The following is a 15082-nucleotide window of genomic DNA, read 5'->3' on the forward strand; positions in this document are numbered from 1 at the left end:
AAATATTCACAACACCGTCGATTGACAACTTATAATACCCACTAGTTAGCATTGTGATTTTTAAAGTGAAGAATAAGCACGGCTGCTTTTGGCACAAACCGGACGCATAGAAACCAGCCCCATAAAATATCAAAAACTCAGGGCTGCCCTTCCATATTCCAACGTGCCGATCCCATAACGTCGTAAACGTGTTGATCGGTAAAGGCCGGGAATTTTGCGTGCCTGGAGGCTGCCAGCAACGCATTACAGTAGCTCTGGTCTCCACCTTTCACGATGAAATTTTGCAATGTTCCATCTATTTTAAAATCAAGGTGCACATTGCACCTTTTTCCATTCCAGGCATGAGGCTCAGCAAGCGCGGCATCAAGTGCTTTCTTTATCCCCGAAGCCTGTTGACCATAAATATCCGTATCGGAAACTTTTCCCGCGCGATCGTAGGTGCAACTATCAAGCGCACTCTTTTTTATACACTCTTTCGGGGTTAATGGAGCACATCCTGAAAGCATTATTGCGAGCATGACCAGCATCGATAATTTAGTCATCCATAAATCCTTTTATGAAGCATTGCATTACGTGGCTTTTACCACCGCTGAATTATGCCACTTCACCCGGCTCAACGATTCACTTTTTGACCTACCAATATTAATACTCAGCCCACGGCCTCCCCGCCAGCCGCGCCTTAAGCAGCTCGATAAACTTTTGCGCCCTCGGGCTTCGTTCTGCCTGCGGAGTGCCGCTCAGCGCCACGATATCGGCATCCGGCAGCGTGTATTCCGGTAGAAGTCTCACCAGCTCGCCGCTGTGAATTTGCGGCAGCACATCCCATTCGGACCGCATAATGATCCCCCTGCCCGCCAGCGCCCACTCTTTTACCACTCGCCCTTCGTTGCTCGACAATTTGGGCGAGATCCGCTGCGGGCAGTCCCCTTTGGGGCCGGAGAAGCGCCACAGCGTCACGTCTTCGCTGTTTTCCCGCAGCGCAATGCAGTCGTGATCCACCAGCTGTTCCGGCGTCAGCGGGGTGCCTTTTCGGTTCAGGTAGTCCGGGGAAGCGCAGATAAAGCGTTGGTTAGGCGCAAGCTTGATGCAGTGCATACTGGAATCGCGTAGCTCGCCGATGAAAATCACCAGATCCCATTTGTGTAGCCTGGCCCAATGTGGGTCGTCGGAAAGTGTCAACTCCACTTCAAGGTTTTCATGCTGCGCGGCGTATTCCCCCAGCAGCGGCGCAATATAGTCGTTACCAAACCCCAGCGGGGCCAGCACGCGCAGCTTGCCTCTGACCTGCTGCCGCCTGTCGTCCAGAGCAGACTGCAGGCCAGCCAGCTCGGTGAGGATCTTCTCCGCCCGGCTCAGCAGCAGCGAGCCTTCATCGGTGAGTGAAACCTGCCGCGAGGGCCGCAGAATAAGGTCGACGCCAAGCTTTTGTTCCAGCCCGCGCAGCCGCTGCGTAACGGAGGGCGGCGTGACATTCATCGCCCTTGCGCCGGCGGCCAGCGTATCGTGAGTAGCGATAGTACGGAAGAAAGCCAGATCGTCGCTGTTTATCATTAAGCCTGAACCTAATCATTAATTGATTTTATATTAATTTATACCTAATTAGCCGGATGACAAGATGCAACCTCACCCCACAGGAGACCCGCTATGTCCGCCGAATGGATCACCACCCGTGATACCCCCTTTTTGCTGATCGAGAAAAGCAAATATTTGCGCAACATTGAGCGCCTGTACTCGCGCGTTCACGCTCTGGGCAGCGAGGTCCGGCCACACCTGAAAACCCTGCGCTCCATTGAGGCCGCCCGCTACCTGCTTGAACAAAGTGATTCCCCGGCCACGGTTTCCACGCTCGCCGAAGCGGAAACCTTTGCCGCTGCGGGTTACACCAACCTGCTTTACGCCGTCGGCATCGCGCCCCATAAACTTCCCCGCGTGGCAGCGCTGATGGCTAAAGGCGTGAACCTGCACATTCTGCTCGACAGCGAACCACAGGCTAGCGCCGTGGCCGAATACAGCCGGGCGCACGGCCTCAAGTTTTCGGTATTTATTGAGGTGGATTGCGACGGCCACCGGGGCGGATTGCCGCCGCACAGTGACGCTCTTTTGACCCTGGCCCGCATCATTGAGGCAAGCGGCTCGACGCTGACCGGGCTGCTGGCTCACGCCGGAGAATCCTATAGCTGCCGCACGGACGAAGCTATTCTCGCGGCCGCCAGAGCCGAATGTGCCGCTATTAAAACCGCCGGAAACCGCCTGCGCGCGCAGGGCTATGCCTGTCCCGTATTAAGCGTAGGGGCCACGCCGACAGCCCATTTTGCGGACGATCTCACGGGCATCAGTGAAGTCAGAGCCGGGGTGTTTACCACCTTCGACCTGGTGATGAAAAACGTCGGCATCTGCCGCCTGGAGGATATTGCGCTTAGCGTTGTCGCCACGGTGATTGGCCACAACAGGGAGAAAGGCTGGATATTTATTGATGCCGGGTGGATGGCGCTTTCCCGCGACAGGGGCACGGCGGCGCAAAGCCAGGACTACGCTTATGGCCAGGTGTGCAGCCTGAACGGAGATCCCTACGAAAACCTGCTGGTCACCACGACCAACCAGGAGCACGGCATCGTTGCCCTGCCGGACAGTTCAACTTTGACCGTCGATGATTTCCACGTCGGCAGCCGGGTGCGCATTCTGCCCAACCACGCCTGCGCCACCGCCGCCATGCATCAGCACTATCAGGTTCTGAGCGAAGATGGCGAGGGGCACGAGGTCTGGTCGCGGATCGTGGGCTGGTAAGCGTCAGTCAGGCTAATCAACGGCGGGGGATACCGAAAGGTTCCCTTTTTTGCCATGCCTTTGTGCTCCCACGCCCGAAGGTTTGAACATATATTTCACAACTAAATCTTATATGTTGTTGAAAACGACCTCTGATTTATGGTGTCAATTGTAACGATCTATAAATTAGTTTGTTTTATGCTTTGCCAGTGATATTAATTTGAATACGACAGAAATTATTTTTATTTATTTCCCTCACCTCAATCACCCCCTAATATATCGGGAGGACTGCCTATGGCATAACAACAACACAAATATATTATGCACTACTTAATTCAGGTTGTAATTATTACATTCACTCAGCAAAAGGTATATATCATGAGCACAATGATTAAATTTAATCTGACTAATCAGAGCAGCACTCAGCAGGACTTTTTCTTCTTTCAAAAACCCGCTATATACAGTGGTGGAAGTAATGTCTACTCAAATAGTATCCAGAGTATTGTACTGGCACCTTATTCGACCAGCAGCAGCACTTATACTTTTCTGATTAATATGCAATTTTATGCCGGAGTTCAACAGGCAAATACGCCTCCTGTGGTAGGAAAACAATCAGGATTTTTATCCGCTATCCGCCCTATCGACCTGACGCCGGCCACCGGCACCCCGTCGAAAGGAAACTCCACCAGCCTGTCGCTGAATCCCTTTGGGTTAAGCTCGCCAGTGACAGACGCGGAGGCGGAACCGGGATCGTTTCGCATAGTCTCGCCGGTCTTTAGCCCTAATCTAAACCACGTCAACGGCGGCTCTGCCGTTATGCTGGGCGATGGCAGCGTCGTACTGTCAAACTTCACCACGGTGTTACCAAACCAAAACCTGGACTGCCAGCCAATTCTGAAATACTACATCCAGACAGGGTCATACCAGTCCGGCACGGTAATGAACTTCACCAGTTCATCCAACAGCGCTGCGCTTTGTGACGCCACCGAAGGAGAGTCAATTTTTGACGTTACTTATAATGCCGACGGTACCTGGACCGTGGTATCGAGCTGTTAAACATAAATATTGAGCTTCTGCACGGATTTATTACCCTCTGCAGAAGCTCTTTATTTTTATGGCCTGTTACTTATCATCAAACAATAGCATTTAAATGAGGTGTTCAATGTTAAAAGAAAATGATCTGGTCAATGTCGACGACCTTACATCCTGGGCTAAGAAACATGATTGTAAAATAATGGAAAATAATGGCGATACTTATATAGGCAACCCACCAACCGCCACCAAATACCCTCACTTTCATATTTTTTCTAATGGAAAAACTAATCTGAGTGTCGGATCATCTAAAAATGAAACCGTGGGTACCAACCAGACAATCGACCCGGAAAAGCTGCGGCAGGCCTGCGAGCGATTTAGCCAGTGGCCTATTGTCGCCCCACTCAAACTGGCCATTGAGTGGGTATTAAACCCTGAAAGGAATAATTAATCTTGTTTGAAAATAACCTTATAAGGATGGCGGTTTATTCCGCCATTTTTTAACGACTCAGCGCATCGGCTTCGACGCGGCGCCCTTTGCTTTTTCCGTCGTCAGGTACAGCTCCAGCAGCGTCTGTGCTTCGTTGAGCACCGCTTTACGCTCTGCGTCATTCTGCAGATTGGCCGCCGCCGCACCTTTGAGCATTTGCAGGATAACAATGGTCATCAGGCCGGCACGGTCGGCGGATAAACTGGGGATCACAACCTGCAGCGCGGTGGAGAACCCGCCGCGCATGGCATCCCTGAACTGAAGGCGGGCCGCTTCATGCTCGCCACGCTCTTCCACCAGCCTCAGGGCAAAGGTTCGCTGTGACTGCAGCGAAAGCACAAAGCGAGTGAACAGATCCGCTGCGGTGGGAATGTCCACCCCGGTAACGCTGGCCTCCAGCACTTCCAGCCGGTCGATCACTTCGCGGGTGTACTCCAGCAGCAGCGCGTCGGCCAGCGACTCTTTGTTGGGGAAAAACCGGTACAGCGAGCCAATGGCCGTGCCGGAGCTGGCCGCGATCTCGGTCATGGTTACGGCGTCAAAGCCCTTCTCGCCGAAGAGTCGTGTGGCCGCTTCAGTTATCGCCGCCACACGAAGATGGCCACGCAGGCGTTTAGGCTGGTTTGCCGCTAAGGGCGCTGGTTTCGTCATAAAATATTTCGTATCAATCCGCTAACATTTATTCGCATAACGCCCATTGAGATATGCGAGGGCATCCTCTAGAATCTGAGTTATGCGAGAACATCCTCGCATAACTTAACTCTCCCTGAGTGTAAGCCACGACTCCGGCGTGAGCCAGCTTAAACGAATATTCTTCCGCGCTGCGGGCGGCTATACAACGATGAAGAAACAAGATCCTGCCACACCTAACGGTTATCGCCTGCTGTCACCGCAGCGTATGCAGTGGAGCACGCTGATTATTGCCACCGCACTTTTCGGCGGGCTGCTTACCTGGCTGAATATTCCTGCCGCCCTGCTGCTCGGGCCGATGGCCGCCGGGATTGTGGTCTCGCTGAACGGCGCAAAAATTCAGCCCAACGGCACGCTGTTTCTCATCGCCCAGGGCATCATCGGCTACATGATTGCCAGCAAAATGCCCCGCAGCCTCGCCGACACCTTCGGCTCTCACTGGCTGCTGTTTATTGTCTGCGTCTTTTCGGTGATTTTTATCTGCATGCTGCTCGGCTGGATAATGACCCGCATGCGCATCCTGCCCGGAACCACCGCGTTCTGGGGATTAAGCCCTGGCGCCGCTACCGCCATGACGCTGATGGCCGAAGCCAACGGCGCAGACACACAGCTTGTCGCCGCCATGCAATATCTGCGGGTGATTATGGTAGCAAGCGTCGCTTCCGTGCTGATGAAAGTCTCAGGTGAGCACGTCCCGGCCACATCTGCGACGATCGATCTTTTTGCGCACGGCTCTTACGTTGCGCTGGCTGAAACTTTCGGGCTTATTGCCTTCGGCTGTATTGCGGCCAAACTTCTGCGTCTGCCTGCCGGCGCGCTGTTGATCACGCTGGTCGCTGGCGTGGTGCTCTCGCAAAATAACTGGATTGAGATCGCGCTTCCGCAGTGGGTGCTGGTGCTGGCATACACCATCGTCGGCTGGCGCATTGGGCTGAAATTTACGCGTCCGCTGTTAAAACATGCCGCCCAGGTACTGCCGCGCATCGCGGTCAGCATTGTGATTTTGATTGCCCTTTGCGGCCTGATGGCGGCGGGATTGGTGGTCGTGGCCGATATCGACCCGCTCACCGCTTATTTAGCCATGAGCCCCGGCGGGGCCGATTCCGTGGCAATTATCGCCGCCTCCAGCAAGCACATCGACATCGCCTTTGTGATGTCGATGCAGATGACCCGTTTTATTATTCTGGTCGCCTTCGGGCCGATCATCGGTAATATCATGCAGCGGCAGGCGAAGAGGTGAAACTCAGTTTCTGGCTGAACGCCGTTTCATCGTCTCTTCAATATAACTTTCGATATGAATGTTGTGCTCCCTGTTCACTCGCGCAATAAATACCGGGAGGAAGTCGGACGAAGTGTGAAGCGTATTCACGACAAGGCAGTCAAAATCACGCTGAGTGAAACGAAGATTTCCCCTCAATGTCGAATGCTGCAGCAAAGTGTGTGCAATCACCTCAAGGGCGGCGCGCCTGTAATCATCCGTACGCAGAACATCCAGATCAGCTGGGAGAATCTCAAAGTCGAAAGAGTGGCTTATAAACCCTGATTCAACGGGTTGCGAGTAAATCAGTCGCTCCCCTTCCTGATTCACATGAGGTTCCCACCCGTCCCCCAATAATCGAACTGATTGCACGACTCCCCCTCTTTTTTGATTCTTTTTCACCCGCACAAGTGATGCTAAAACCTCTCCAGCCACCCACAATTTTTATCTGACTCAGCGAACAATTAAGATTATCGGCCACCCGAACCCATTATTGAGTCCGGGTATTGCCGCTGTTCAGAATACTGACGGAAAACCGGGGTTAATCCGCTTCGCTCTCTGCACGATTATTTTTAAGATCGATTATCTGCCCAATCTGGTCGTGATAAACCGTTAACTGGTTATAGCGGCTCATCTCGGACACCAGCTGCGTCGGCAGGTTAAAGCTGCGGGCGAGGTCGCCAGGCTGAAACGGTTTGTGTTCATCGAGGTATCGGTCGCTGTACCTGCGCAGGCTGTACTGATACCAGAGGATCAGCAACCAACCGTTGATGACCGCAATCAGCAGGTACAGCAGCACGGAATTGAGCGACTGCGCGATGATTTCCCCGCGCTGGTCGGGCAATAACATCAGCTGCAGCAGCAAGTTTTTCCATACAAAGTACAAAAAACCGGCCCAGGCAATAGCGGTTATCAGGCCATCGAACAGGCGCGGTCCCAGTCGATCTTCGGTCAAAATCAGCGTGTTGGTCTGCATCATATTCTTCCTTTTCCACGGTCAGGACTTACCCAGCGCGCGCGGGCGCGGCGGCGTTTAAGCATCACTTTCGGGAACGACACCAGAGTGGTAAACAGGCCTATCATCCAGTACATCAGCGGGAACCAGACGATCCAGAACAGCGACCCGGCGATCCGCTTTTCATAGCGCCGCTCAATGAACAGGCTGATCAGGAACTGCATCAGGCACATTACGCCCAGCAGCAGCCCGGTAAACGCCGGCGGAAAGAGCGTTTCAACCACCAGGTTTGCCGGCAGCGTGGTCAGGTGGCTGGCAATAAACAGCAGGATGGTGATCGCGTAGGCGAAGGCCCACACCGTCGACAACACGTACTCCATAAACAGCGGCCACATCCGGCGGTGTTCCCAGCGGAACAGGCGACGCAGGTTGACCAGAAACACTTCCGCCCCGCCCTGCGCCCAGCGCAGTCGCTGTTTCCAAAGCCCTTTGAGCGTTTCCGGCATCAGGATCCAACACAGCGCGCGCGGCTCAAAATAGAGCGTCCAGTGATGCAGCTGCAGTTTCCAGCTGATATCAATGTCCTCGGTGATCATATCCGGGCTCCAGTAGCCGACGTCCGCCAGCGCCTGGCGGCGAAAGGCGGCTATCACGCCGGAAACGGTAAAGACACGGCCATAAATACGCTGGGTACGTTTAATCAGCCCAATTATCGAAGAAAACTCACCGACCTGGATCCGGCCAATCAGGTTCGAGCGGGTGCGGATCCTTGGGTTTCCGGTCACGGCGCCCACATTGGGATGCCGAATCAGCGGCATCACAAGGTAAGCCGCCGAGTCCCGCTCCAGCAAGGCATCCCCGTCGATGCACACCAGCAGATCCCCGCGTGCGGCGGCGGCCCCGGCCTTTAGCGCTACAGCTTTTCCCTGATTCGCCGCCAGGTGAATCACTCGTAGTTTTGGGTATTCCACCGCGAGCTGGTTCAGGATCTCGGCGGTATTATCCCGAGAGCCGTCGTTGATGGCGATAACCTCGATGTTGGTGTAGCGCTGGGCCAGCGCGGCCTCTATCGTTTCCCGGGCGTTTTTGCCTTCGTTAAAGCACGGGATCAGAATAGAAATCAGCGGATTACCTTCCAGCTGCGGCGGCGGCACATCTTTGCCCCACGGCCAGTGGCGCTCCAGCCGGTACCAGAAATAGAGCCCGCCGGTCATCCAAATTACCGACATAAACAGTGGCCAGAAGAACACAAAATCCAGCAGGATTTTCCCGGTAAATACCGCCGCCATACCGAGCGGCAGCCCAAAGACCAGGCCCAGAATCAGCAAGGAAAGAAGACGATCAGTCATTGTTTGGGTACCAGTAAGAGGACATTTCAGGTCTGATATGTGAAATATCAGGCTGGTTATTGATGAAGTCGTCCGGGTAATAGCCGTAGTGTTTCACCCCATTAAGCTGCAGCAGCTGCATCCATTCCACGAGCTGTTTATCCGCGATGCCTTTTTGCGTCTTGTGGTTCCAGTCGCGCGCCTGAAGCTCGAAAATGGTTTTATTCATTCCCGAAGGCTTCGCCGCGACGGCTTTAATTAGCCGTTCCAGCCAGCTATTGCTCTCTTCCAGCGGCACGGACTCCATCAGCGGCATCGCCATCGGCACCGTCCAGTCGTAAGCGGCCAGGAAATCGTCAATGTTCTGGGCGAACCACGTCTCGCTCTCTGGCTCCAGAATCGGCAGTGCAAAGATATTTCGGGCGGTCTTTATCTGCGGGCCACGAATATTCCGCACCGCGTCGGTCAGCGTGCGCGTGAATTCGATCAGCGTCTGGCTTTTAAAGCGCGTCCAGCTTCGCAGTTCGGCAGGGTTTTGATGAATGTCGCCGATGCTGCCCTGGAACCCTGCCTGCCGGTAGGCGGCCATGGCGTCCGGCCCGGCATCTTCAAAGTCCGTGAGGAGCGCGTCGTCGTGAAAAAGAATGCCGTCAAATACCGCATGTCGGGCGAGATCTTCGTAGATGTCGATTATCTGATGGCGAACCTGTCGGTTCCATGGGGAAAGCCGTAGATAAGGGCTGGTGGCCCGCTGCGTCTTCCCGCTGGCGGCGTCCCAGCGTTGCACCCTGGGCAGCGCGGCGTTCAGATCAAAAGAGAGCACCGGCAGCCAGGCGAAGACTTTGGCATCGCCTCTGGTGCGTAACTGCCAGGCGACAAAGTTAAACAGGTCAGCGCGTACGGGCAGCCAACGGTTGGGAAAATAGAGCGACTTGATATTGCCGTCGCCAAGCGGGTCTGAGAACGCCTGCAAAAAGACATGGCTGATTTTCATGTCATACACCCGCTGCACCAGCGCATCGATATTCTTCGCCTGCTGCACCGGGTTCGGGTCGTAGACGTAGTCGAGATCCACATGCATAACGCGCACCGGATCGGGCTCCCGGACGCGGCTCACCATGCTGGCGAACGCTTTGAGCGTCGGGTTGCCCGAGATCAGCACGCGCGGGATATTGTCCAGGTCGCGGGCGTCAGCGAGACCATCATTGAGCGTGAACGCCAGCTGGTAACCCTGCTTTTTGAGCACGCTAAGTGAGGTGCCGTTGGCCGCGCCATAGGGCCAGACCCAGGCGCGAGGGGCCTTCCCGCTGAGCTGTTGAATTTTGCGACTGATTTGGCGCACGTCGTCGTCAATACGGCGGGTGAATTGCTCGTCACTTTCATACTGACCGGTGACTTTATTCCACGCCCGGTTGGCCACCGCAGGCTCACGGCTTCCCTGGGGATTCGCCTGAATACCGTAATGTGAAGCCCATGTGTGCGCCCCTATCTCAACCAGCGGGGACAGGCTAAGCTCGCGCACCATATCCCAGGTGGCAAACTTATCGCGGGCGGTCATCAGCCCGCCAAAATCCACCTTCTTCCCCGGCGGGGTGTCTACCCAACTGCCCACGGGCGCCCAGAGTGCGGGCACATTGTATGCTTTAAGCAACGGCCACACGCGGGTGTAGAAGCTGCTGTAACCGTCATCGAAGGTGAGCAAAAATGCCTTTGGCGGCAGCGGTGTGCCGCCCCGGTGAGCGTCCAGAATCGACTGCACGCTTACCGCGCGGTAGCCGTTTTGCAGCAGCCAGCTGATTTGCTCGTTAAGGGCGCTGGTGCGCACCGCCAGATAACGCTGATCGGGGTCGCGGTCTTCAACGTCATGGTAAGCCAGCACCAGAAAATGGTTCTTCGGCCAGGGCTGGTTGGCTTCAGGCAGCGGCCGCGCTTTCGGCGGCAGAAAATGAATCTCCTGCGCGCCCAGGCCAGAAAAGGTCAATAACCAGCCAAAAACGATCAGGCCGAGGCGAAAACTGTTGGTCAGCATGTTTGTCCTTAAAATCGTAAATTTGCATCAAAAGCGATGGCGAGATGCGTTTCCCGCTTGCCGTCCCAGGGGCGCTTTTCCCAGTTCAGCATGGCCCCGGTGTCGAGGACGTTGTTCCACTGGATACGCTGGCCATATCCCAGGGTTGTCATCGCCCCCGCCCCATAATTTTTTTGCCGGTAAATACCCGCTCCGGCGCTAATCTGCTGGCTCCAGACGGTGTCATAGCGCTGGTACAGCACGTGATTAGCGGCGAGCGTCGGCGCGGCGGATAAGTCCCATTTCGGGCTGTAATAGGCGGTGTCGGTCTTGCTGTTGGTGCCGTATGCCAAACCGGGCTGCAGGTCGAGCGTGATCCGCGCCGTCTGCCATAGCCGTTCTTTGCCCTGGAAGGTGTATTCCTGGCGGTGGTTATGGTCCGAGAACCAGCTGGTCGCGGTCGCGAGCTGATATTCACGCCGTTCATTTTGATGCCAGCGCACCCACAGGTTGGCCTGATTCGCACTTACCCCGTTGCGTAAAGCCCGCAGCGGCGTTGCCCGGGCCAGGCGTTCCACTTCGCCTCCTACTCGCCAGCTGTCGTTGAAGCTGTGCCAGGCCGAAACTCGCCCGCCAGGCTTATTGCCACCGTTGAAGTTATTGTTCGCCAGTTCAAGCTCGACCCAACTATTGCGCGGCCGCCACTCTATCCCCCCAAACACGCTGCGGCTTAAGCCCTTACCTTCTTCAAAACGACCGCGCTCAAAACGGTGACCGCCAAACAGCCTCCAGCTGTCGGCTACGGGTGGGCCGTAAATCGCCATATCCCAGCTAAAGTCGTGTGCCCCGCTGACGGGCGTATCAGAGTGGATCCCCTGCTGACCGTTAAGACGCAGTTCGGACATTCGGTGAATTTCGCGCGTTCGGTTCAGCCGCTGAGAAGCGATATCCAGCGGAGCGCGCAGCATCACATCGTCGGTTAGCAAATCCATTTGCCGCCACTCGTGCAGATCCTGCGCGACATAAGCCTGCTGCCGCTCCAGCTCAAGGTTGGATGGCTCAAGCACCTCCGCCTTTTTTAACTCTCGTTCAGCCGCCAGCGGCAGCCCGCGCGCCTGCAAAACCCTGGCATAATCAATACGTAACCCCTGGTTGCCCGGCGCGGTATTGGCCAGGCGCTGGGACAACGTTTCTGCTGCTGGCAGCGCATTGGTTGACAGGAGGTATTGCAGCGAGAGCGTTTTAGCTTCCAGCCAGCGATCGTTTGGTTCGGGATTCGGGGAACCCGGCACGTAGCGACGATAAGGCGTTGTCTGAGTCAGGTTTTGCAGATAACGAGCGGCAGCGTCGTACTGTCCGCTGTCCAGCAAGGCATAAAACATCGCCTGCTCATTCTCATTCGTCGCGCCGCTGAACAGCTGCGGCGTTAGCGCCTGCGCCCTTTCTACCTGCTTTACCGCGAGGTAAGACGCAATAACCCAGCGTAAAGCCCAGGGTGGAACGCGCACGCCTTCTGAGGCCAGGGCTTCATATTCCTGAATGACCTTTGGGTAATGATTGTGGGCATAAAGTGCACCAAGCCGGTCTATTCGCGCTCTGGTAACGTCCTGCTGAGCCTGCGGATTACCACGCCATTCGGCGAGCAAAACGTCGTAACGATCCAACGCCCGCTGCGCGACGGTAAAACGAGCTTTTTCCTCTCCTGGAGGGATCTCAGCCATGCGCACCCTTTCGGCCAACGCGTTAAGTTCCAGACTTCTGCGCTCATTTGCCGGAAGGTTCGCTTGCCTGGCAAACGCCAGCGCTGGCGTATTCACCCTGTTCACGGTCAGGCTGGATATCAGGTTTTGCAGCGCCGTTTTATCCCCTGGAGCAAGCGCGATGGCCTGCGTGTCGCTTAGCAACTGGTCCCAGGTTTTTCCCTGCCGAAGATAGACATAAGAGAGCGTCTGCCAATGCGCCAGCGTCGGCTTTTCCTCGATCAAACGCAGAGCTTCATCTCTGGCCTGCCAGGCTTTTTGCCCGTCGGCCAGCGTTTTAATTTGCCCTATGCGATAGTCATCGTTTCCAGGCGAGAGCTGAAGCACCCGCTCCCAGAGGGAAAGTGATTCCGTCCAGCGATGAAGGTTACGCAGAGATTGCGCCGTGGCGGCGACTCCACGAGCCGGGATAGCAGTACGCTCCTGATAACGCTGCCACACGCTGACCACTTCATCATCACGCCCGGCCCAGGAGGCGACCTGCAACCAGTCGGCCACCTGTTCCGGGTGCAATGCTCTTTGCTGTGCCTTATGCTTTAAGGCGTCAAGCAGGGGTTGATAATCCCCATTTCGTGCCTGTAATACCTGACTGTCATAGCGCGATGTTGCCCCCACCCCTTGCGCTGAAAGCAGCCCTGGCATGATTAAAAATAACGACAGCTTCACGCCACGATAAAAGAATAACTTATTGATACTCAGCCGCTGTTCCATAAATATCTATTATTCCATTATGAATGAGCATAGTTTATCCGCCGCGTTAAATGCCTGATATCGGCACTAGCGGATGTAATTCACACGGTAAAACACTCTTTTGATATGCAGAGTATTTATTTAAACGGGCATACCTCACGTAACGTCTTTTTCTGCATCTGGCTTTAGGAACAAACTCAAAATAGCGGAGATTACACATTAGGTCAGACAGCAAGAATGATAAGTCACCATGAATAATTTTGTGAACACTTCCTGACGGCCGAAAACATGCTTTTAAGAATACTCTGTACCGACTTTTCAATGAATAACCTTCAATACAAAACAAAAACACAAGCAACTGATTTAAAATGAAAAAAAACCACATCAAAAATATAAAAATGATATGGGAGATGTTTTTATCAATATGTTTAAGTGAAAATCAACGTATTAATCAGGACATTTCCTGGCAAAGATTCCTAATTTCCACACCACGGACTTCTCTCTTATTTCATTTTATTTATAATTTCCCACATCAGGAATAAAGAAGGATATCTCTTTGACCCTAACGCTTTACCAACAATTAATATCAACCCCAACACTTACCTAAAGGTTAGTTAGCTCATTTTTAAAGAAATAATAGTGACACGCTGTGAATACGCATACCCCTGGCTTCAATGGCCAGGCATTTGGATTGTATGATATTAAAGGAATACACTGCGGTGAATGCGACAATTTTGATCACACAAGATCGCTATCTTTACCAGGGCATAAAAAACTATTTTCCTGATGTTATTCGGCTGTACTCCGTCGACAGAAGAAGCTTCAGCTATGGCTACAAAGAATACGCTGTCCTGGTCGATAGCCGGTTACCACTGGAACAGTGGGAAAACATCATCACCAGCGCAGAGAAAGCGGAGGCACCGGTACGTTGCATCATACTGGATATGCGCCACAGTGAACTCTCTCCACTGAGACTTAAGTGGAGCCTCGATATGTCGATGCCGTACCGGGACATTGAGGGACTGTTCTGGCTGCTGCAAAAAGTGAAGCTAGATCGCCAGGCCGGGGAATGGTTTTATGCCATGCGCCTGAGTCAGGAGGAGCGGAAGATGATGATGTGGCTAAGAAAGGGTTTACCTATGGAAGCCGTGGCGGAAAAGCTCTGCACGTCACTGAAAAGTCTTTATCGCCGACGGAATGAACTTTACGAGAGATTGGGACTGGCCAACTTTAATGAGGCCTGCCTGCTCATTTATACCGACGAAGAGCAACAGTACCCCTAGTTTGGGCAGTGTGCCATGAGGCCGCCGCCCGTCGGGCTTATGATTGCTGCAATGGCAAGGTGGTCATACAAGTTTGACTGTCGTCGAAGGTGGCAAACGCGGATTGCGCGGTGCGGCCCTGATAGCTGACGCTGACCGTCCCTTCGGTATTGCGCGGCAGCCACACGCCGATGAAGCCATTTTGCTGGCTGGTAAGCGTTTTATTCAGGATAACGTTGCCCGATTTATCGGTAATTTTGACATCAAAGGGCGTATTGACCATCTCACCCTGGCAGCCGGAAAGGCTGTGATTGAAGCAGGGATGCGTTTGCTGCAGGTATGGCGCAAACGACAGATAGAACTTATCCCCCAGCGGGTAGCTAAACTTCTGCTGCCCGTCCGAAAGCACCAGCGCACGGCTGGTCACACCGGCGCTAAAACCCAGCGGGCGAGCCTGCGGGGACTGGTCGATAGCCTCAACCATTTGCTCGGTAGTTTTTCCCGCCAGCCCGTGTTTCGCCAGAAAGGCATTTGCCTCAGGTGTGGCCGCCAGTGCAGACCCGCTAAGGGCCAGCGCCAGCCACGCCGTCATGATACGTATTTTCATCCTGTTTCCTTTTCCAGAGTAAGGTTTAACAACCACTGACGCGGACGTTACACCTTTCCCCTGGGGGAAGGTCAAAGGCATGGCAGTAAAGAACGGTAAGATTCTGTATTTATAAAGTTTTAATTGATCTCAATCAGCTATTTTTCGACATTTCTAGTCCGCCTGAGCATCAAACAATAGCGTCACGACTCCCTTCCAGGTTGAACCTGGGGATTTCACCATCGTTTCAACGCCGGGTT

The 15082-nt window shown here is 54.1% G+C and carries 14 protein-coding genes; 5 read left to right on the forward strand and 9 right to left on the reverse strand.

Annotated features, from left to right (window positions below):
• Positions 1–137: 137 nt before the first annotated feature.
• Together A936_RS15075 and A936_RS15080 are read right to left on the reverse strand one after the other, a co-directional pair.
• The gene (locus tag A936_RS15075; protein ID WP_008459309.1) at positions 138–542 is read right to left on the reverse strand and encodes a cell envelope integrity TolA C-terminal domain-containing protein; all 405 of its coding nucleotides are present in this window, start codon (positions 540–542) and stop codon (positions 138–140) included.
• Between the two features lie 100 nt (positions 543–642).
• On the reverse strand, positions 643–1551 hold the full coding sequence (locus A936_RS15080) for a LysR family transcriptional regulator (RefSeq protein WP_008459311.1): 909 nt from the start codon (positions 1549–1551) through the stop codon (positions 643–645).
• A 93-nt stretch (positions 1552–1644) separates the two neighbouring features.
• On the opposite strand from A936_RS15080, the gene A936_RS15085 reads away from it, so the two are divergent.
• From A936_RS15085 to A936_RS15095, 3 genes are all read left to right on the forward strand, one after another.
• On the forward strand, positions 1645–2784 hold the full coding sequence (locus tag A936_RS15085; RefSeq protein ID WP_008459312.1) for a DSD1 family PLP-dependent enzyme: 1140 nt from the start codon (positions 1645–1647) through the stop codon (positions 2782–2784).
• Positions 2785–3141: 357 nt separating this feature from the next.
• Positions 3142–3819, forward strand: a complete 678-nt coding sequence (locus tag A936_RS15090; RefSeq protein ID WP_008459313.1) for a hypothetical protein — start codon at positions 3142–3144, stop codon at positions 3817–3819.
• Between the two features lie 106 nt (positions 3820–3925).
• Positions 3926–4246 carry a hypothetical protein gene (locus tag A936_RS15095; protein WP_008459314.1) on the forward strand — a complete coding sequence of 107 codons (321 nt, stop codon included), beginning with the start codon at positions 3926–3928 and terminating at the stop codon, positions 4244–4246.
• A gap of 57 nt (positions 4247–4303) precedes the next feature.
• Here A936_RS15095 and A936_RS15100 read toward each other — a convergent pair whose 3' ends face one another.
• Positions 4304–4936, reverse strand: a complete 633-nt coding sequence (locus A936_RS15100; protein WP_008459315.1) for a TetR/AcrR family transcriptional regulator — start codon at positions 4934–4936, stop codon at positions 4304–4306.
• Positions 4937–5126: 190 nt separating this feature from the next.
• Here A936_RS15100 and A936_RS15105 point away from each other — a divergent pair, with 190 nt between their 5' ends.
• Positions 5127–6215, forward strand: a complete 1089-nt coding sequence (locus A936_RS15105) for an AbrB family transcriptional regulator (protein WP_008459318.1) — start codon at positions 5127–5129, stop codon at positions 6213–6215.
• Between the two features lie 3 nt (positions 6216–6218).
• Here the strand turns inward: A936_RS15105 and A936_RS23785 are convergent, their stop codons facing one another.
• The 5 genes from A936_RS23785 to pgaA all read right to left on the reverse strand — a co-directional run bounded on the left by A936_RS23785 (position 6219) and on the right by pgaA (position 12995).
• A complete protein-coding gene (locus tag A936_RS23785; protein WP_034809489.1) occupies positions 6219–6605 on the reverse strand; it encodes a hypothetical protein in 387 nt (128 codons plus the stop codon).
• A 169-nt stretch (positions 6606–6774) separates the two neighbouring features.
• Entirely contained in the window at positions 6775–7209 is a 435-nt protein-coding gene (pgaD, locus tag A936_RS15115) for a poly-beta-1,6-N-acetyl-D-glucosamine biosynthesis protein PgaD (RefSeq protein ID WP_008459322.1), read from the reverse strand.
• Positions 7209–8537: a poly-beta-1,6-N-acetyl-D-glucosamine synthase gene (gene pgaC / locus A936_RS15120; RefSeq protein ID WP_008459324.1), complete on the reverse strand. Its 1329-nt coding sequence runs from the start codon at positions 8535–8537 to the stop codon at positions 7209–7211. Before pgaC ends, pgaD begins: the two co-directional genes overlap by 1 nt.
• Positions 8530–10545: a poly-beta-1,6-N-acetyl-D-glucosamine N-deacetylase PgaB gene (gene pgaB, locus A936_RS15125; RefSeq protein ID WP_008459326.1), complete on the reverse strand. Its 2016-nt coding sequence runs from the start codon at positions 10543–10545 to the stop codon at positions 8530–8532. The genes pgaC and pgaB overlap by 8 nt, the downstream gene beginning before the upstream one ends.
• An 8-nt stretch (positions 10546–10553) precedes the next feature.
• On the reverse strand, positions 10554–12995 hold the full coding sequence (gene pgaA / locus A936_RS15130) for a poly-beta-1,6 N-acetyl-D-glucosamine export porin PgaA (RefSeq protein WP_008459328.1): 2442 nt from the start codon (positions 12993–12995) through the stop codon (positions 10554–10556).
• A gap of 698 nt (positions 12996–13693) precedes the next feature.
• Between pgaA and A936_RS15135 the strand changes: the two genes are divergently transcribed.
• Positions 13694–14257 (forward strand): helix-turn-helix transcriptional regulator, encoded by a 564-nt coding sequence (locus A936_RS15135; protein WP_237717585.1) that lies wholly within the window; start codon positions 13694–13696, stop codon positions 14255–14257.
• Positions 14258–14294: 37 nt separating this feature from the next.
• On the opposite strand, the gene cueP is transcribed toward A936_RS15135, so the two are convergent.
• The gene (gene cueP / locus A936_RS15140; protein WP_008459332.1) at positions 14295–14843 is read right to left on the reverse strand and encodes a copper-binding periplasmic metallochaperone CueP; all 549 of its coding nucleotides are present in this window, start codon (positions 14841–14843) and stop codon (positions 14295–14297) included.
• Positions 14844–15082 lie beyond the last annotated feature (239 nt).

Source organism: Enterobacter sp. Ag1 (genome assembly GCA_000277545.1).
GTDB lineage: Bacteria > Pseudomonadota > Gammaproteobacteria > Enterobacterales > Enterobacteriaceae > Cedecea.